Origin of the sequence: Streptomyces sp. NPDC058335, assembly GCF_042723915.1 — a bacterium.
In the GTDB taxonomy this organism is placed as follows: Bacteria; Actinomycetota; Actinomycetes; order Streptomycetales; family Streptomycetaceae; genus Streptomyces.
The window spans coordinates 22,063-40,873 of sequence record NZ_JBHXHX010000037.1; the positions used below are offsets into that span (position 1 = coordinate 22,063).

14 protein-coding genes and 5 pseudogenes are annotated in these 18,811 nt (G+C 68.0%); 12 read left to right on the forward strand and 7 right to left on the reverse strand.

Features of this window, described 5'->3' with window-relative positions; genetic code table 11:
- Positions 1 to 134: 134 nt before the first annotated feature.
- A pseudogene (locus ACFWJX_RS39840) lies at positions 135 to 528 on the reverse strand (IS21 family transposase); the annotation flags it as partial.
- A gap of 282 nt (positions 529 to 810) precedes the next feature.
- Between ACFWJX_RS39840 and ACFWJX_RS39845 the strand changes: the two are divergent.
- The 5 genes and pseudogenes from ACFWJX_RS39845 to ACFWJX_RS39865 form a co-directional block, all read left to right on the forward strand.
- A pseudogene (locus ACFWJX_RS39845) lies at positions 811 to 1,440 on the forward strand (xylosidase); the annotation flags it as partial.
- Positions 1,441 to 1,619: 179 nt separating this feature from the next.
- Positions 1,620 to 3,410: a family 43 glycosylhydrolase gene (locus ACFWJX_RS39850; protein WP_383251890.1), complete on the forward strand. Its 1,791-nt coding sequence runs from the start codon at positions 1,620 to 1,622 to the stop codon at positions 3,408 to 3,410.
- A 433-nt stretch (positions 3,411 to 3,843) separates the two neighbouring features.
- Positions 3,844 to 5,274, forward strand: a complete 1,431-nt coding sequence (locus ACFWJX_RS39855; protein ID WP_383251892.1) for a family 43 glycosylhydrolase — start codon at positions 3,844 to 3,846, stop codon at positions 5,272 to 5,274.
- 541 nt (positions 5,275 to 5,815) lie between these two features.
- Positions 5,816 to 7,450: an RICIN domain-containing protein gene (locus tag ACFWJX_RS39860; protein ID WP_383251868.1), complete on the forward strand. Its 1,635-nt coding sequence runs from the start codon at positions 5,816 to 5,818 to the stop codon at positions 7,448 to 7,450.
- A gap of 153 nt (positions 7,451 to 7,603) precedes the next feature.
- On the forward strand, positions 7,604 to 8,974 hold the full coding sequence (locus ACFWJX_RS39865; protein ID WP_383251893.1) for a glycoside hydrolase family 43 protein: 1,371 nt from the start codon (positions 7,604 to 7,606) through the stop codon (positions 8,972 to 8,974).
- A 262-nt stretch (positions 8,975 to 9,236) separates the two neighbouring features.
- On the opposite strand, the gene ACFWJX_RS39870 is transcribed toward ACFWJX_RS39865, so the two are convergent.
- The 3 genes from ACFWJX_RS39870 to ACFWJX_RS39880 form a co-directional block, all read right to left on the reverse strand.
- Positions 9,237 to 9,530, reverse strand: a complete 294-nt coding sequence (locus ACFWJX_RS39870) for an ATP-binding protein (protein ID WP_383251902.1) — start codon at positions 9,528 to 9,530, stop codon at positions 9,237 to 9,239.
- 421 nt (positions 9,531 to 9,951) lie between these two features.
- Positions 9,952 to 10,965, reverse strand: a complete 1,014-nt coding sequence (locus tag ACFWJX_RS39875) for a hemolysin family protein (RefSeq protein ID WP_383251871.1) — start codon at positions 10,963 to 10,965, stop codon at positions 9,952 to 9,954.
- Entirely contained in the window at positions 10,962 to 11,246 is a 285-nt protein-coding gene (locus ACFWJX_RS39880) for a transporter associated domain-containing protein (RefSeq protein ID WP_383251895.1), read from the reverse strand. Before ACFWJX_RS39880 ends, ACFWJX_RS39875 begins: the two co-directional genes overlap by 4 nt.
- Here ACFWJX_RS39880 and ACFWJX_RS39885 point away from each other — a divergent pair.
- Positions 11,184 to 11,516, forward strand: a pseudogene (locus ACFWJX_RS39885) (phosphotransferase); the annotation flags it as partial. The gene ACFWJX_RS39880 and the pseudogene ACFWJX_RS39885 overlap by 63 nt on opposite strands.
- A gap of 82 nt (positions 11,517 to 11,598) precedes the next feature.
- Here ACFWJX_RS39885 and ACFWJX_RS39890 read toward each other — a convergent pair.
- Entirely contained in the window at positions 11,599 to 12,393 is a 795-nt protein-coding gene (locus tag ACFWJX_RS39890; RefSeq protein ID WP_383251897.1) for an IS5 family transposase, read from the reverse strand.
- Positions 12,394 to 12,634: 241 nt separating this feature from the next.
- Between ACFWJX_RS39890 and ACFWJX_RS39895 the strand changes: the two genes are divergently transcribed.
- The 3 genes from ACFWJX_RS39895 (at position 12,635) to ACFWJX_RS39905 (ending at position 15,330) form a co-directional block, all read left to right on the forward strand.
- The gene (locus tag ACFWJX_RS39895) at positions 12,635 to 13,150 is read left to right on the forward strand and encodes a hypothetical protein (protein ID WP_383251872.1); all 516 of its coding nucleotides are present in this window, start codon (positions 12,635 to 12,637) and stop codon (positions 13,148 to 13,150) included.
- Positions 13,151 to 13,269: 119 nt separating this feature from the next.
- A complete protein-coding gene (locus ACFWJX_RS39900) occupies positions 13,270 to 14,703 on the forward strand; it encodes a flotillin family protein (RefSeq protein ID WP_383251874.1) in 1,434 nt (477 codons plus the stop codon).
- A gap of 297 nt (positions 14,704 to 15,000) precedes the next feature.
- A complete protein-coding gene (locus ACFWJX_RS39905; protein ID WP_383251876.1) occupies positions 15,001 to 15,330 on the forward strand; it encodes a hypothetical protein in 330 nt (109 codons plus the stop codon).
- 697 nt (positions 15,331 to 16,027) lie between these two features.
- Here ACFWJX_RS39905 and ACFWJX_RS39910 read toward each other — a convergent pair.
- Positions 16,028 to 16,171 carry a hypothetical protein gene (locus ACFWJX_RS39910; protein ID WP_383251878.1) on the reverse strand — a complete coding sequence of 48 codons (144 nt, stop codon included), beginning with the start codon at positions 16,169 to 16,171 and terminating at the stop codon, positions 16,028 to 16,030.
- 107 nt (positions 16,172 to 16,278) lie between these two features.
- On the opposite strand from ACFWJX_RS39910, the gene ACFWJX_RS39915 reads away from it, so the two are divergent.
- Positions 16,279 to 16,818 (forward strand): winged helix-turn-helix domain-containing protein, encoded by a 540-nt coding sequence (locus tag ACFWJX_RS39915; protein ID WP_383251880.1) that lies wholly within the window; start codon positions 16,279 to 16,281, stop codon positions 16,816 to 16,818.
- Positions 16,815 to 17,363, forward strand: a pseudogene (locus ACFWJX_RS39920) (transposase). Before ACFWJX_RS39915 ends, ACFWJX_RS39920 begins: the two are co-directional and overlap by 4 nt.
- Positions 17,364 to 17,480: 117 nt before the next feature.
- Here ACFWJX_RS39920 and ACFWJX_RS39925 read toward each other — a convergent pair.
- Positions 17,481 to 18,206: a hypothetical protein gene (locus ACFWJX_RS39925; protein WP_383251882.1), complete on the reverse strand. Its 726-nt coding sequence runs from the start codon at positions 18,204 to 18,206 to the stop codon at positions 17,481 to 17,483.
- A gap of 57 nt (positions 18,207 to 18,263) precedes the next feature.
- Here ACFWJX_RS39925 and ACFWJX_RS39930 point away from each other — a divergent pair.
- Positions 18,264 to 18,536, forward strand: a pseudogene (locus tag ACFWJX_RS39930) (transposase); the annotation flags it as partial.
- Between the last annotated feature and the right edge of the window lie 275 nt (positions 18,537 to 18,811).

The window sequence follows — 18,811 nt, forward strand, 5'->3', positions numbered from 1 at the left end:
CACAACTGAAACCAGGCGGCCTCAAGTCCCGTGGTGTAGGGGTCTTTGGTAGAGGGTCAGGTAGCGGTGCGGGCGCGGGCTTGGACAGGCACCGATGCCGTACTGGTTGCCGCCGTTCCCGAAAAGGTTGCCGCCCGGTCCGAGTGCACAACTTGAGGATGACGGACCGCGATCCCGGTGACCCAGTCGATGGTCATCGTCTTCTCGTTGTCGGTGAGGAAAAGCGGGACCATGCCAGCCATGCGCAGAACAACAGCGTCTCGCGCTCGCTTCCACCGCCCGGACCAGGCACTTTCGGGCCTTATCCCCAGTCGAACTGAAACCAGGGACCGGGCTCGGCGATCCACGGCCGGTAAGTACGACGGTGGCCGGCCCGCCACTGTTCCCTTCGCCCGCGCGACCGCCCGCCGCGTCGTCCGCTCGTCCCCGGTGAACCCCAGTAGCTGGAGGCGTTCGTGGAGCTTGTCGGCTCGCACCGTGCGCTGCGACCGGTCGACCCACTCCTCACTTTGGCATGAATGGGTCGATCTAGGATCTTGTGCTGTCCGCTCTCAACTCCTAGGATCCCTGCCGTCCGAAGGATCGGTTCACGTTCGCAGTACCGAACACGCTCGGCCGAAGCGGCTTGCGCATGGCGCACATGCCGGGCATGACAGCACCCGCATCATCCGTACCAGTAAGGCTCTCCCCCACACACCAAGTGCCGGACCTGGAAGGGCTCACCCGGCATTCGTGCGGCGAGCCCCGATCGCCTCCCGGAGCATCGTGTGACATCACCCGCACCATGCCACGCCCGCGCCCGCGCCTGTGCCGCGCGGCCGTGGTCCTCCTATTAAGCCTGGCGCGGCCTGGCCCGTCGTCCAACGCGTAGGCCTTGCCTGGGGCACGTCGTACCCCAGCCCCGTCCTGCCGCTCCCCGCCCCGCCAGGTCACCCCGCTGACCGGCGTCGACACCTTCGACGCCGGTCCGTGAAACCGAAGCGGGAAGGGAACCACAATCCGGACCACGACAAGTGGTCCGTCAACAACGGCCTTACCCTGCGCACCGCGCCGGCCACCAACCACCTGTACTGGGCCCGCAATACCCTCACCCACCGGATTCAGGGACCCACCTCCACCGCGACCATCCAGCTGGACTACGCGACGATCCGCGACGGACAGCAACTGGAACACCACCGGCACCGGCACCGAAACGCGAGCGCCAACGTCACGGGCGGTCACATCCGGCTGCGCGCGGCCGCCGACATCCGCCCCGGCACCTCCCGTCCGGGAACCTTCTCCTACAGCACCGACGGCACCAGCTTCACCCGCCTGGGGCCCGCGTTCACCATGGGCCACACCTGGCAGTTCTTCACGGGCCACCGCTTCGCCCTTTCCAATCATGCCGCGCAGACACTCGGCGGCTCCGTCCGCATCGCACGGTTCGCGCTGACCACACCCCGAGCGCAGCAACGCCCCTCCCCCGCATCTGACCAGCTGCTCAGTCCCCGACCCGCAGCACCAGGAAGGACCACACCATGGCCAGTACCGCCGTCCATGGGCCAACGGCTCACCCGACCGCAGTGAGATCACCCGCCACCGGTACGAGACTCGCCCGGGCAACCTGGGTGCTGATCTTCATGTTGGCGTTCGCCGTTCTTCCCGCCGCGGTGCATCCCACGGCGGCCAGGGCCGACAACCCGATCGTGCAGAACGTCTACACCGCCGACCCTTCCCCACTGGTGTACAACGGACGGGTCTACCTCTACACCGGGCACGACGAGGACGGCTCCACCTCCTTCGTGATGAAGGACTGGCGGGTGTGGTCCTCCGCCGACATGGTCAACTGGACCGACCACGGCTCGCCGCTCAGCCTGGCCACCTTCAGCTGGGCGTCCAGCGACGCGTGGGCGGGCCAGGCCGTCGAACGGGGCGGCAAGTTCTACTGGTATGTGCCGGTGACGGCCCGGGCGACCGGCCGGATGGCCATCGGCGTGGCGGTGTCGGACAGCCCCACCGGCCCGTTCCGGGACGCCCTCGGCCACCCGCTGCTGGAGAACACTGAGATCGACCCGACCGTCTTCATCGACGACGACGGCCAGGCCTACCTGTACTGGGGCAACCCGAACCTGTGGTACGTCAAGCTGAACGCGGACATGACGTCCTACGCAGGCAGCCCCGTCCAAATTCCGCTCACCACCGCGGGCTTCGGAACCCGCACCGACAACCCCGACCGCCCCACGCTGTACGAAGAAGGACCCTGGGTCTACAAACGGGGCGGTCTGTACTACCTGGTGTATGCGGCCAGGTGCTGCTCGGAGTTCATCGCCTACTCCACGGCACCCAGCCCGACAGGGCCGTGGACCTACCGTGGAACAGTCATGCCCGCCCAGGGCAACAGCTTCACCAACCACGCGGGCATCGTGGACTTCCAGGGCAACTCGTATTTCTTCTACCAAAACGGCGCCCTCCCGGGCGGCGGCAACTTCACCCGCTCGGTCGCAGTGGAGAAGTTCAGCTACAACGCCGACGGCACCATTCCAACGATCAATATGACGACGGCCGGGGCGCCGCAGGCCGGCACGCTCGATCCTTATGTCCGCCAGGAAGCCGAGACCGTCGCGTGGGGCAGCGGCAGCGAAACCGAACCCTCCAGCGAGGGCGGGATGAACATCAGCTGGATCGAAGACGGCGATTACATCAAGGTCAAGGGCGTAGCATTCGGCACCGGTGCCAGCTCGTTCACCGCCAGGGTGGCCTCAAGCGCCAGCGGCGGCCGAGTTGAGCTGCACCTGGACAGTCCTACTGGGCCAACAGTCGGGACATGCACTGTGTCGGGCACCGGAGGCTGGCAGACCTGGAGCACGGTCTCGTGCCCTGTTACCGGTGCAACCGGGACCCACGATCTTTACCTGCGCTTCGCCGGTGGCAGCGGGTACCTGTTCAATATGAACTGGTGGCAGTTCACCACCGGCCAGCCCACCTTCTCGTCAACCGCCGTCGCCCAGCACAGCGGGTACTGCCTGGACGACCCAAACCAGAGCACCGCCGACGGCACTCAGTACCGGCAGTACACCTGCGGCGCCGGTGAGGAACAGCGGTTCGACTTCGACCCGGTGCCAGGGGTGGCGGACACCTACACCCTGGTGAACCACCACAGCGGCAAGTGCCTCGACATCCGCGGCGTCTCCACCGCCGACGGCGCGGCGGTCCACCAGTGGACCTGCCACGGCGGCACGAACCAGCAGTTCACGCTGCGGCAGGTCGCCGCCAACGACTACCAGCTCGTCGCGGTGCACAGCGGCAAGTGCGTGGACGTCAGCGGGATCTCCACCGCCGTCGGAGCACTTGTCCACCAGTGGCCCTGTGACTCCGCCAGTGCCCTGGCCACCAAGAAGAACCAGGTCTGGCGCCTGACCGGCAAGAGCTGAACCAACACAGGGTCAGGCCCGGGCCGGCAACCCGGCGCCCGACCCTGTCCAGGGCCTTTGCTGGCCGGGTAGCCGATATACGCCACTGGACGAGCAGCAGTTTCAGCAGGTCAGGTCAGTTGCAGGCGGTTCTTGGTTCATCGCGCTTGCCCTCCGGTACTCGCGCCAATGCCGATCGAGCCGCACGGGCATGGCGACTGCCGCCCAAGTGGGCGGCTCCGTCGCGGCCTGGTACGCGGGACGTGTTCGCAGGTAAAGCGCGTGTGACGAAAGCGTTGACGGAACCTTGGCCCCCGCTTATCTTCTGATCGAATTCACGAACTACGTTCGTAATTACGGACAGGGACGGTCCCGCATGCCAAAGATGTCAGAGCAGCCCCCCGCCGGACGCCACAGATCCCTGATCCTGTGCGTGCTCGCCGTACTGATCGCCATGGTGTCGGCGACGACCCCGGCCACCGCCGCCGAGGGCCGCCCGTACACCAACCCGGTCAAGTCGCAGAAGGGCGCCGACCCCTGGCTCGAGTACTACAACGGCAACTACTACCTGGTCGCCACGTCCTTCACCGGTGTGCTGACCATGCGGAAGTCGCCGACCCTGGCCGGACTCTCCACCGCCGCCAGCGTCCAGATCTGGAGCGACACCACCCCCACCCGCAACACCAACATCTGGGCACCCGAGATCCACTTCCTCGACGGCCACTGGTACCTGTACTACTCCGCGGCGCAGAGCGGTGTCGCCTGCTGCGACTCCCAGCGCACCCACGTCCTGGAGAGCGCGGGCACCGACCCCATGGGCCCGTACACCTACAAGAACCAGCTCAGCGGCTCCAACCTCAGCTCCGGCGGCTGGCTCATCGACGCCACGGTCCTGAAGGCGAACAACAGCCTCTACCTGGTCGGCAGCGGCTACATCAACGGCAGTCCGCAGAGCCTGGTCATCGCGCCGATGAGCAACCCGTACACGCTGGCCAGCAGCACCTTCACCATCATCTCCAGCCCCACCGCGAGCTGGGAGACCTCGGGGGCCGCGGTCAACGAGGGACCCGAGCCGCTCTACCACGACGGCCGCACCTACCTCACCTTCTCCGCCAGCTACTGCATGACCCCGGACTACAAGCTGGGCCAGCTGGAGCTCACCGGCAGCAACCCCCTGCTGGCCTCTTCCTGGACGAAGAAGTCCACGCCGGTCTTCCAGCGCAACGACGCGGCGAGTGTCTACGGCCCCGGCCACAACGGCTTCTTCTCCTCGCCGGACGGCACCGAGAACTGGATCGTCTACCACGCCAACAACTCCGCGAGCGACGGCTGCGGCAACGAACGTACGACGCGGGCGCAGAAGTTCACCTGGAACGCGGACGGCACGCCGAACTTCGGCACCCCGGTCGCGCTCGGCACCACGCTGCCCGGCCCGTCGGGCGAGACGGCGACGACCCCGACCGCGTACACCCTGGTGAACCGCAACAGCAGCAAGTGCCTGGACGTCGAGGGCGGCAGCACCTTGGACGGCGCCAACATCTTCCAGTGGAGCTGCACCGGCGGCGCCAACCAGAAGTGGCGCGTCGAGGACCTCGGCGACGACACCAGCCGGCTGGTCAACGTCGCGACCGGCAAGGTCGCGGACACCGCGAACTGCACCACGACCGACGGCACGGACATCAAGCAGTGGTCCTGGCTGAACAACAACTGCCAGAAGTTCCGACTGGTCTACACGGCCACCGGCGACTATGTGCGGATCGTGAACGAGAACAGCGGCAAGGTCGCCGACGTCGCCAACTGCGGCACCGCCGACGGGACCGACGTACGGCTGTGGACCTGGCTGAACAACACCTGCCAGCAGTGGCGCCTCGTCCCCACGACCTGACCTCCCTGCGCACCCCGTGATCTTTGCGGACCGCTTCATCCGTTCTACAAGCGGGGGGTCGTCCGACTCGGCCGGCGTCTCGCTCCTCCTCGGCCTGTTGCGAGGGGCAGCGGTGGCGGTCCCCTGCGGGCGCGAGGCGCCTGGGCACCTCGCGCCCCCCAGAACGCGTGCCTGATTCCATCATTTCTCTGAGCACGTCACCATCAACGTCCGGCTGTACTTCACGGGTTTCACCCAAGCCCCCACTCCTGCCGTACATCAACGCCGCTCTTACGCCGTCCGTGCACACGGCTTCCCCGCACTCGGCGACATGGCCGGCGCCACCGTGCACCTCGCCGACTCCTGGGCCGCCGACTCGGCCTCCCCCGACGGGGCCGTGCTGGTCCAGTAGACCTGCGGAAGCCGGCTCGACCAGCAGTTGACGCTGCGGAGCGTCACCTCCTGAGCGCCTCAGCCCCCTCGCCCCGCACGTCTCCACGAAGAAGACGCGCACGTCCCCACGCGGGAGAGCCGCACGTCCCCACCCAGAAAGAAGGGCCGCATGCACACCTTCCGAAGACTCTCCGCCAGACTCACGGCCACGGCATCCGCCACCTTCCTGGCCGCCGCCGGACTCGCGCTCGTCCCGGCGGGAGACGCCTCGGCCGCGGGCGCGCCGCAGGGCGGCCACGTCTACGCGCTGACAGCGGCGCACAGCGGCAAGAACGCCGCCGTGCTGTCGGACTCCCTGGCCAACGGCGCGACGGTCGTGCAGAAGACCGCCTCCGGGGGCCCCGGCCAGCTGTGGGAGGCGGTCGACCACGGCGACGGCACCTTCTCGCTGGTCAACATCAACAGCGGCAAGTGCCTGGACGTCAAGAGCGGCTCCATGACACCGGGGACCGGGATCATCCAGTGGACCTGCAACGGCGCCAGCAACCAGCGCTGGACCTTCGACGGCGCGGCGATCGTCTCCGCCCGCAGCGGCCTGTGCCTGGACGTCTCCAGCGGCTCCACCGCGGAGGACCGCGCGCTCATCCAGTACACCTGCAACGGCCAGACCAACCAGCAGTGGAGCCTGACCGAGCGCCCGCGCTCCGCCACCTGGGGCCCGGCCATGGTCAGCGGCGGCCAGACCTTCACCCAGCAGACCATCCGGATGGTCGTCCACAACAACACCTCCGGTGCGGGGCTGCGCATCCGGCTGTCCAACCTGCGCAGCACGACCGCCCTCTCGGTCGGTGCCGTCACGGTGGCCGTCCAGTCCAGCGGCGCCACCGCGGTGGCGGGCACCACGCGCACCGTCACCTTCGGCCGGTCGGCCACGCCGACCATCCCCGCCGGGCAGGAACTGACCAGCGACGTCATCGCGATGCCGGTCGTCGCGGAGCAGAACCTGCTGGTGAGCGTCTATCTCCCGGGCACCACCGGTGCCTCGACCTACCACTACGACGCCCACCAGACCTCCTACCTGTCCGCCGCGGACACCGGCAACCGCGCGGCCGAGGAGGCCGCGACGAACTTCACCACCACCACGGCCCGCTGGTTCTACGTCGCGGGACTCGACGTGGTGTCACCCACGGCCAAGGGAACCGTCGTTGCCATCGGTGACTCCATCACCGACGGCTCCAGCGCCACCGACAACGCCAACCAGCGCTGGCCCGACTACCTCGCCCGGCGGCTCCAGGCCCAGTCCGGCGGCCAGCGGCTCGGCGTGGTCAACGCGGGCATCGGCGGCAACCGCGTGGTCACCGACAGCCCGAGCGCGCAACAGGGCACCGCGGCCATGACCCGGTTCTCCCACGACGTCCTGACCCAGCCGGGCGTGAAGAACGCCATCGTGCTGGAGGGCATCAACGACATCAACAACAGCAGCGTCACCGCCGACCAGATCATCGCCGGCTATCGGACCATGATCGACCAGGCGCACCAGGCCGGTGTCCGGATCATCGGCGGGACCATCCTGCCGCACTCCTCGCAGACCACCGCCAAGGCCGCCATCCGCGCCCAGGTCAACGACTGGATCCGCACCAGCGGCGCCTTCGACGCGGTCATCGACTTCGACGCGGCACTCCGGGACCCGGCCAACCCGGCGCGATTGCTCCCCGCCTACGACAGCGGCGACCATCTGCACCCCAACAGCGCCGGCATGCAGGCCATCGCCAACACGGTGAACCTCTCGCTGCTCACCTCCTGAGCGGTACCCACCTCCCGGACGGCGTACCTCCGTCCGGTGCCCCTCTTCCCGTACGGGGCACCGGACGGAACGGCCTCGAAGTTGCACACATATCCGATATTTCGAACATACCCGAATCTATGGGAAGTTCAAGCAGAAATGGGACAAGCAGTGTTGGACAGAACCCTCAGGGCGGTCCTCGCCCTCCTCACGTCGGTGGCCGCCCTGCTGGGCCTCACCACTGCCCTCGGCGGCACGGCCGGAGCCGCGGCCCCGCCCGCCGGGCAGGCGACGCGGTACACGATGACCGCGTTCACCAACAACAGCGAGTCGAACATGTACGTGTACGACTCGCCTGACGCCACCGCGTTCACCCTGCGAAAGGGCCCGGCCTACGTTCCACCGTCCGGGATGATCCGGGATCCCAGCATCTTCAAGCACACCGACGGCTTCTACTACCTCACCTACACCACTCGTACCTGGTCCGCGCTGAGCACCACAATCGGCTTCGCCCGATCCACCGACCGCCTCAACTGGACCTTCCTGTACGACTACACGGTCCCGATCAGCGGCCTGGCCCGCGCCTGGGCGCCGGAGTGGTTCGTCGACACCGACGGCAGCGTCAACATCATCCTGTCGGCGTCCACGACCGCTGGTGGCGAGTTCACCTTCAAGCCGTACAAGCTCACCGCCACAAACTCCGCGCTCACGGCCTGGAGCACTCCCACCGCGCTGAGCGGCATCAGCCCCAACTACATCGACACCTTCATCGTCAAGATCGGCTCCACCTACCACGCGTTCACCAAGAACGAGACGACGAAGTACATCGAGTACGCCACCGCCTCCAACCTCACCGGTCCGTACACATTCCAGAAGACCGGCAACTGGACGGGCTTCGGCGACTTCGTGGAGGGCCCCGCGCTCGTCCAGCTCGACAACGGCGGCTGGCGGATCTACTACGACGCTTACCGCGACACCAAGTACTGGTACAGCGACAGCTACGACAACTTCGCCACCTGGTCCGCGCCCACCGAACTGCCCGGCCTGAGCGGCACCGTCCGCCACCTGACCGTGCTCAAGGAGACGGCGTCCGGCGGCGCCACCCTGCCGACCAACACGACCCGATCGCTCCAGTCCGTCAACTTCACCGGCCGCTACGGCGTCGTCCGCTCCGACAGCCTCGCCTACGCCGACCCGGTGACCTCCTCCAGCACCACCGCCGTCAAGCAGAGCGCCACCTGGACGATCGTCCCGGGCCTGGCCGACGCGAACTGTTACTCCTTCCGCGACACCTCCGGCCGCTACCTGCGTCACTGGGACTTCCGGGTCCGGTTCGACGTGAGCAACGGAACGGACATCTTCAAGAAGGACGCCACGTACTGCGCCCGACCGGGTACGACCTCCGGCTCCGTCCGCCTGGAGTCGTACAACTTCCCCGGCCGCTATATCCGGCACTACAACTACGCGCTGCGCGTGGACCCGTACCAGGCCACGGACACCTTCCGCGCCGACAGTTCCTTCACGGCGGTGAACCCCTGGCCCTGACCAGATCGCCTTCCGCAGGCTCTGAATGACGAGGGTCCCGCCCGTACCCGGGCGGGACCCTCCTGCTTCTCGCCGGTCGCCACGTCGGGAGCGCCGTACGCGGTGCTTCGGCCACCCGGCGCCCCTGCTGATACGCGCCGACGGCACGATCGCCTGGCCCGAGCCTTCCTCCTACGCGCTTCCCCTCGGCTTGGCGGCACATTTGAAGCCCTGGGCGACGGCCATGACGATCTCCAGGCCGTGCTGCCCCACCCGGCCCGCATCAGCGGCCCAGGGCCACCGGCAGCACTGGATCGCTGTCCCACACGACAACTTCCACCACGGCGCCCGGAAGGCGCACTTCCATCAGCGCGGGGCCCGGGGCGTACTTGAGCGCGTTGGTGACCAGCTCGCTGACCACCAGCTGCGTGAGGTCCATCGCGCGTGCGGACACCGGCAGGCCGTGCTCGGCCTGGACGCGTGTGAGGAAGTCCACCGCGCGGTGGCGTGCCTGAGCGATGCAGGATCCGTCGCCGTCCAGGGCGACGGTGCCCTGTATCGCAGGGGCGCCAGGCACCACGTTGTCTTCAGCATCGGGTCTGATTGCGCCGGATCCACCCTTGTTCCCCCGTTCATCCGCCCCTAAATACCCCGGGCTCTGCCCCGCATGCCGTGAGCTCGGTTACACAGAGGACCGATCAGGTGTTCACCGTAGTATCGGGGCAGGCTGCCAACGCACACGTGGCCGACCAGAGCGAACTTGGCCGGCTGACCGCTCATCATGAGCCATTTCCCACCCGCAGGGAGCCAGCCGGGCGAATACGACGTCCCATCTCCCGGCGGTTGACCTCAGCCGATCGGGTCCTCGTCGCGCGGTCGTTCGCGGGGCGGCAGCCGACCACCGCTTCTGCCCGTGCAAACGGGCTCCCGCTCACCGGGCGGGTGCCCGTTCACTGTGGGTGGGACCGCCGGGTCCGGGTCGTGACCGTCTGGTCTTGTCAGGCGGAGGGGCCGACGAGTTCGGACAGGACGTCTTCCATGGTGACGAAGCCGATGACGGTGCCCTTGTCGCCGGCGACGGCGGCGAGGTGGGTGCCGCCTGCCCGCATCGCGGTGAGGGCGTCGTCGAGCGGAGTGTCGATCTGCACGTGGGTCACGGGATGCAGGGCGGTGCGGGGGAATGGCTTGTGCCGTTCAGCAACGCCGATGGCGTCCTTGATGTGCAGGTAGCCCATGATCGTGGCGCCGGGGCCCAGGACGGGCATCCGCGAGTAGCCGGCGCCTGTGGCGGCCTTCTCCAGCTCGGCGGGGGTGACGCGGTGGTCGACCGTGCTCATCCGGGCCAGCGGTACCAGGACCTCGCCGACCGGGCGGGTGCCGAGCTCCAGGGCGTCGCGCAGCCGTTCGCCGTCGGCAGGCTCGAGCAGGCCGGCCTGGCTGGAGTCGGCAACGAGGCGGGCGAGTTCGTCGTCGGTGAAGACGGCGGCGACTTCGTCCTTGGGCTCGACCTTCATCAGGCGCAGCAGGGTGTTGGCGAAGGCGTTGATGCCGAAGATGACGGGCTTGAGCGCGCGGGTGAGCGCGACGAGCGGCGGGCCGAGGAACAGTGCGGTGGGCACCGGGGCGGCCAGGGCGATGTTCTTGGGCACCATCTCGCCGAAGAGCATGTGCAGGTAGGTGGCCAGGGTCAGGGCGATGACGAAGGCGATCGGGTGAATGAGCCCCTCGGGCACGCCGATGGCGTGGAAGGGCGGTTCCAGCAGGTGGGCGATGGCCGGCTCGGCGACGGCGCCGAGCACGAGGGAGGAGACGGTGATGCCGAGCTGAGCGGTGGCCATCATCGCCGAGAGGTGCTGCACCCCCCACAGCACGGTCTTGGCGCGCTTGTTCCCGGCCTGGGCTGTGGGTTCGATCTGGCTTCGGCGTACGGAGATGAGGGCGAATTCGGCGCCGACGAAGAAGGCGTTGGTGAGCAGGGTCAGCGCACCGATGAGCAACTGGATGGTGGTCATCGGGCACTCTCCTGCTCGGCACGGTCCGCCGCGGGGGCGGTGAGGGTGAGACGGTCGGCGCGGTGATGGTTGACGCCCAGGACGGTGATGTCCCACCCGTCGAAGTGCACGGTGTCTCCAGGCCTTGGGATGCGTTCGAGGAGGGTGGCGGTCAGGCCGGCGAGGGTTTCGTACGGGCCGTCGACGGCGCTCAGGCCGATCTCGGCGAGCTGGTCGGTGCGGATACTGCCCTCCGCCTGCCAGATGCGGCGCCCGTCCACGGCGACCTGCAGATCGCGCACGTCTTCGTCGACGGCGACGAGGTCACCGGCATCATCGACTGGTCCGAGGCGGGCCAGGGCGATGCCCTGTACGACCTCGCCACCTTCACGCTCGGACACGAGGAGCACCTCGACGACGTCATCGCTGGCTACGGCACCGACATCGACCTCGACGTGATCCACGCGTGGTCGTCGTTGCGAAGCCTGCTGGCAGTTCGCTCGCTGATCGAGCAGGGCTTCGACCCCTTCGCGCCGGGCTGTGAGGTCGACGTGCTGAGATCCCGGATGTGAGGCCGCGCGGGCCCGACTGCCGCGTATGCGTTCGCACGCATCGAGCACGGCATCTCCTGGGGCGCATCGCCTGCCCTTACCCTCAACAAAGTGCGGTGCGCAATCGTCGCCAGCAGATGACGGCGCAGCCGAGGGTGACGAACGCGTGGTGGATGTCGTCGCGGATCTCCCAGCGGATGCGCAGGCGGCGGAACCAGTGCAGCAGCGCGATCGCTCCTTCCACGACCCAGCGGTACACGCCCAGGCCGGAGCCGTGCCCGGTGCCGCGCCGGGCGAGGTGCGGAGTGATCTGGAACCTGCGGACCTTGTCCCGGTAGACCTCGTGGTCATAGCCGCGGTCGGCGTACAGGTGCTTGGGGCGGCGCAGTGGCTGGCCGCGCTTGCCGCGGATCGGCGGGACGGCCCGGATCAGCGGGATCAGTTGGGTGACGTCGTTGCGGTTGCCGCCGGTGGTGATTGCCGCGAGCGGGATGCCGTGCGCCTCGACGATCAGGTGGTGCTTGCTGCCGGCCTTGCCCCGGTCCACCGGGGACGGACCGGTGGCCGGCCCGCCCTTCATCGCGCGGATGTGGCTGGAGTCGACCGCTGCGCGGGAGAAGTCCAGCAGGTCTGCGGCCCGCAGCTCGGAGAGCAGCAGCTCGTGCAGGCGCTGCCAGACCCCGGCCTCGTTCCAGTCCCGCAGCCGTCGCCAGCAGGTCACCCCCGAGCCGAAGCCCAGCTCCTGGGGCAGAAACTCCCAGCGGATCCCGGTGTACAGCACGAACAGGATCCCGCACAGCACCTTGCGACCATCCCGACGCTTACGGCCTGGACGCCGCGGATTACGCGGGACGACAGGCAGCAGCGGCTCGATGCGCGCCCACAACTCGTCGTCGATCTCCCACGGTCTGGCAGTGGTCTTCCTCGTCTCGACTGGCTCGCACCCCCTTCGACCAGCGTCAACGAGGAGGTCCAGAAGCCTCTTTTTGTTAGGAGTCGTAACTCCGGCCGAGCCGTGCAGAGACCGGCATCAAGGGAGCGTAAAGATTGCCGGAACCAGGCAGTGTTTTGGTCGGGTCCACCTGTGAGTATTGCGGTCACTGGCGCGGTGACAGTGAGAGAGAGGCGGGTGGACGCGGATGGCCTGGTTTCTGGGTCTCGGCATCGCAGGAGTCGTACTCCTCGTTCTGTCCCTCGTCTTCGACGGTGTCCTTGAGGGCCTCTTCGACGGCGTCGACGCGCTCGACGGTCTCCTCGACGGCTGGCTGTCGCTCCCGGTCATCGCCGGGTTCGTGTCCATGCTCGGTTTCTCCGGCGCGATCGTCATGGGCACCACCGGGCTCGGCGCGGTCGGGGCCACCGCGATCGGAGTGCCCGCCGGAGCCGCCATGGGCTGGCTCGCCTACCGCCTCAGTCGCGCGCTGCTGAGCGACCGGTCCGGCGCCGCCCCGCGCGGCGACGACCTGATCGGCGCCGCCGGCGCCGTGGTGACGGCTATTCCGGTCGGCGGCTACGGCGAGGTGCTGGTCAGCTTGGCCGGCCAACCGGTGAAGCTCGCGGCGAAGAGTCCGAGCCCGGTGCCGCGAGGCGCCGAAATCTGGGTCGAGGAGGCACTGTCGCAGACAGCGGTCTTCGTACGCCCGGTCGAACGCTGACCCCTCGCGCCACGCCCCCCAACATCGAGCACCGACACAGCCGATACATCGGTGCTCCTTCATTCAGATGAACTCGTATCGATCTGCCGTCCCCTGGGAGGGCTGAGGGGAAAGACATCATGAGTCCAGTTGTCATCGCCGTCATAGGAGTCGTCGTACTCCTCGTTCTGCTCGGCCTTGTCGTCGTCACCCGCTACAAGGTGGCGGGACCGAGTGAGGCGTTCATCGTCACCGGCCGGCGCGGCAAGCAGTCCACCGACCCCGAGACGGGTCGGATCTTCACCGACAACAGCGGGCAGAAAGTCGTAGTCGGCGGCGGCGTGTTCGTCGTTCCGTTCGTACAGCAGAAGTTCTCCCTCGACCTTTCCTCGCGGCACATCCCGGTCGCCGTGCGCGGTGCCGTCACACTGCGGGGCGTCAAAGCGCACCTGGAGGGTGTCGCCATTGTCAAGGTGGGTGGCACCGAGGACTCGATCCGCGCCGCCGCCCAGCGGTTCCTGATGCAGCAGGACGGTATCGTCGGCTTCACCCAGGAAGTGCTCTCCGGCGCGCTGCGGGCCATCGTCGGCCGGATGTCGGTCGAGGACATCATCCGCGACCGCGCCGTGTTCGCCGGGCAGGTCGCCGAGGAGGCCGAGGCCAGCCTGTCCGGGCAGGGCCTGGTCCTTGACGCCTTCCAGATCCAGGACATCACCACCGAAGGCTCCTACCTGGAGGACCTCGGCCGTCCCGAGGCCGCCCGCGCCAAGCAGGAGGCCGACATCGCCGAAGCCGTCGCCCGCCGCGCCGCCGAGCAGGCGCGGCTGAAGGCCGAGGAGGAAATCGCCATCGCCCAGCGGACCTTCGCGCTGAAGCAGGCCGAGATCAAGGCCGAGACCGACGAGGCCGCAGCGCGCGCCGCCGCCGCGGGTCCGCTGGCCGAGGCCGCGCGGTCGCAGGAGGTCCTTGCCGAGCAGGAGAAGGTCGCCGAGCGGCAGGCCGCTCTGACCGACCGCGAGTTGGACACCAAGGTCCGCAAGCCCGCCGACGCTGCGCGCTACCAGGCCGAGCAGGAGGCCGAGGCCCGCCGTATCGGCCTCGTCAAGCAGGCCGAGGCGGACGCCCAGCGCTCCAGGCTGACCGGTGAGGGCGAGAAGGCGCACCGCGCCGCACTCGCCGACGCCGTACGCCTCGAGGGGGAGGCCGAAGCCGCCGCCATCGGTGCCAAGGGTGCCGCCGAGGCCACAGCCATGCAGAAGAAGGCCGACGCCTTCGCCCAGTACGGCGACGCCGCCGTCCTGCAGATGCTCGTCGAGGTACTGCCGCAGGTCGTCGCCAAGGCGTCCGAACCGCTCAGCGCGATCGACAAGATGACGGTGATCTCCACCGACGGCGCCAGCCAGCTCTCGCGCACGGTCGCCGACAACGTGGCCCAGGGCCTCGAACTCCTCGGTTCCACCACTGGAGTCGATATTGCCGAGCTGCTGAAGGGCATCACCGGGCGGACCGGCGGTGCGCAGCCCGCGACGACGGTGCCCACCGCGGCCAACGGGAAGGTCGAGATCACCGGCTGACGCCGACATCACGTAGAGAGCGAGCCCGGGCGGTCCCCGAACCGCCCGGGCTTGCGCGAGGAGGCGGCTCTGCTGTCCGGCACCGCACTTGAGGTAAGTGGAAAGATTTTTCCGCCTCCGGGGCGGCTTTACGGACGGAGGTACGAGTGGGCTTCCTGTGGCTCTGCTGATCGGCTGGTCGGCATTCACGCTCCCGCTAGTACTCTGACGGATTAGATTCGCCGGAAGCTCCCGGTGTTCGACATGGACGGGCCTCGCCAACCTCCGTTGGCTGGTGATCGCCTACGTAGGGGCGGGGTGAACGGCAATCCGCTGTACCACTGGATAGCGCTGGCAGTGTCCACGGCGCTCATGCTGCCGGTGGCGATATTGGCGGGCTGGATACCGCCGTGGATGCGCAGGCGACAGGCCGGGATGCGACTTCGCGCCTACGGCATTCTGTGCATCTACGCCCTCATGCTCGTCAACGGCATCCCCCGAATCGCCGACGCCTCATTCGAGACGGTCATGGACTGCATGAACGTCGGCTTCGGCTTCACCACCGCCGCTGCGGTCCTGTTCCTGCTCTCGGCACGCAAGGATTCAGGCGCCCGGACAGCTGGCCCAGTCGAACCTCGGAAAGGCTGAAAGACAGCTTGCCGCGCCTGCCGCATCACAGGTTGGTCAGGCCGCCGCTGCGAGGCGTAGGGCTGGGCGCCGAAGCGAGTCCGCAGCCGTACGACCCCATGGAGCCTCCGTGTCCGGGGCATCGCGCTGCAGGGGAATCAGCGGGCGGCCGTGTTGATCCTGGCCGAACGGATGGCGGGGCGTTCCTTTCAACACCGCACAACACGGACTGCCGCAGGTCCACGGTCAGCTGCTCGGTGCCTGCGTCAAGGGCGGCTTGCCAGTGCCAGAAGTCCATCCCCGCAGTCCCACCGCAGGCCCCCTGACCTGCAACAGAACAAACCGAGATTGCACACCCCGGTCGGACAGCGACTCTCGCAGTCCTGCCGAAACGGCGCTCCGGTCCCCAGCAGCGTCCGCGCCGCCCATCCCGCCCTCCCACTCCTCAACTCCAGCCAGGTCATGGGCGAAGGGGGTCGCAACGAGGATGTCAGCAGTCTCACCACGCCGTATGCGTGTGGTGACCTGGGCGAGCTCCGGGACGCTGCGAGGATGAGCGCAACACCCACCGCAACGTCTAGCGCAACGCCTGGCGCAATATCCACCGCAACACCCGGCGCAACAGGGGTGGGGTCAGTGGAGACCTGCGAGCATCACCAGGTCCAGCAACTCATCGAGGGCGGCCTGCGCACCCGCTTGTCCTCCGCATCCGTGAGGCTCAGGCCGTCCAGCGTGTACGCAGCCCGGTGCGGACAGCGTCCGCGCCCGTCTCGCCCTCTCCCCGCACCGCAACGGCCAGCACGCGCTCGTACTCGTCTGGCACCCACGCCCCGGTGTCGAGATCCTCTCGGAGCTCCTCCACGAGCGCAGCCAACACCGCCTCAGTCCTCGCCCTCGGCCGTTACTGGCCTTTTCGGCGTGATGTCGTTGAGGGCTGACGATGCGTGGTCGTCGCGGTATGCCGGTTGTGTGAGATATCCGCAAGGTGGTGGGCTGACGCCTGAACGGCAGGCGTTTCGCGAGCGGATCCGGCTGGAGGCCGCGGAGCGATTCGCTGCCGATGCCTCCAACGCCGAGGTCGCCAAGGACTTACGGGTGAGTGTGCGCTCGGTGCAGCGCTGGCGCCGGGGCTGGCACGACGCCGGCACCGAGGGGCTGCGGTCTGCCGGGCCGGTGTCACGGCCCAAGCTGAGTGAGGCCCTGTTCACCGTGCTCGAGCAGGAGCTCGCCAAGGGTCCCGTCGCGCACGGATGGCCGGACCAGACGTGGACGCTGGCGCGCATCAAGACGTTGATCGGGCGCAGGTTCCACAAGAGCATGACGCTGTCGGCGATCGCGAAGATGCTGCACCGGCATGGTTTCAGCCACCAGGTCCCGGCCCGCCGAGCGGTCGAGCGCGACGAGGAGGCCGTGGCGGGCTGGGTGAAGGAGACGTGGTCGCAGGTGGAAGGTCCGTGGCGGCGCTCGACGCCTGGCTGTGCTTCGAAGATGAAGCCGGCTTCCCGATGACGCCGCCCACCAGCCGCACCTGGGCCAGGCGCGGACACACACCCCTCATCCGGGTCCGGGGGCGCTCTCAGCGCCGCTTCTCCATCGCCGCTCTGGCCTGCTACAAGCAAGGCGAACGCTGACGGCTGATCTACCGGCCCAAGCGGCACTTCGATCACAAGCGGGGCGGCAGACGCAGTTTCACCTGGGCCGACTACCGCGACCTGCTCATCGCCGCGCACCAGCAGCTCGGCGCACCCATTGTGCTCGTGTGGGACAACCTCAACGGTCACAAGGACCGCCGGCTACGGGAGTTCGTTGACACCCACGACTGGATCACCTGCTACTTCCTGCCGGCCTACGCACCAGACCTCAACCCCGTCGAGGGCATCTGGTCCCTGCTGCGACGCAGCAGCCAGGCCAACACCGCCTTCACCGATCCCGATCACCTCATGAGCGCGCTTCGACACGGTCTCCGCCAGATCCAGTACCGCAGCAACCTCATCAACGGATGCCTCGCCGAAACCGGACTCACCTTGACGACACCACGCCGACAACGTCAGTAGTGGAGCAAACAACCCGCTGGCAGCTTCGAAGCTACGCGGCCAAGCCGCCGGTCTGGTCACTCCACGCCGCGCTGCCCCGGCGGTGCGGCGCGACGGCCACCTCGGAGGGACGGCCTCCTATGAACTCCCGCCGACCCTCACCTCCCCCTCCTCGTCGACCCGGACCGGCACGTCGCTCCACTCGAAGTCGAAGTCACCGTCGGTGCACGACCAGCTGAGTCGCTGGCAGTAGTAGCCGGTCTCCCGGCCGGGCTCGGCGGTGAAGATCTTCGGGAGTCTGTCGCACCGCGGTTCCTTCGGAGCCGAGAGGCTGTCCGGCCCGTTCTTCCCGGCCTCCCAGGCGAACCAGTCGTAGACCTCCTGGGCCAGCACGACGGTTTCCAACGGCCGAGCGGTGTACTGGTAGTCGATGCCGTAGGGCGTGCCCAGGCCCTGGGGCACGGCGTTGGTGATCTTCACCTGCCAGGGCACCTCGACATCCTCGTAGGTGACGGTGCAGCGCGTGGTGTCCCCCACGTCCAGGGCGAGTTCGCCGCCCTCGCACCGGCCAGGCTCGATCTCGCCCAGCTCGCCCACCATGTCGAGCGTCTTCTCCTGCAGGTCGTACAACGCCTGCGCGGTGGGACCGGCGTCCCGGTCGGGCCGAGGGGGCAGAGCGGCCGTCACCTCGCGCCCGCCCAACCCGGGATGCTGCTCGCTGGGCCGGATCTTCACGGGCCGCTTCTCGCCCTCGATCGGGAAGCTCTTCGGCCGGTTCTCCCAGCCGCAGCCGGGCACGTCCTCGCTGCAGCCGCTCATCAGCACCATGGCCGCCGCCACGGTCGGTATCAGAACACGTCTCACCTTCAGGTCCTCCCCCCATTACTGCCTCCGTAGCCCCGCAACGGGCATTCGTGCAACGACGGCCGCAAGCGCCACCTGGTCGTCGACACTCGCGGCCTGCCCCTCATGGGCACGGTCACTCCCGCCGACCTGCAAGACGCCGCAGCGGCGAAGGAAGTCCTCTTCCGCCTCCGCCTCATGCACCCCGAGAACACGATCGTCTGGGCCGACTCCGCCTACGCCGGCAATCTCATCGACTGGACGAAACAGCATCTCAACCTCACGATCAAGCCGGTCAGCCGTCCCAGGGGCGCCTCTGGCTTCGTCGTACTTCCCCGCCGCTGGGTCGTCACACCGCCCCCAACGAGCCCTCCGCCACGCCCGTTACGAAACCTGGGAGCAGAAACACGCACTCACCTTGTCGTTTAACGTCCGACGTCGAACGCGGCTCGAACTTGATCAGCGTTTTCGCAGTTCAGCGGATGTGAGAGCGGCCTTCGTCTAATCCTGTGCTCCGTCACAGAGTGGATCAGTTGTACGCGTGTCTGACCGCGCGGGGCGACGCGCTGTTCGAGTTGTGCGACGCGTTGTTGTGCACGGACGGGCCGGTGCGGACACTGGTCGAC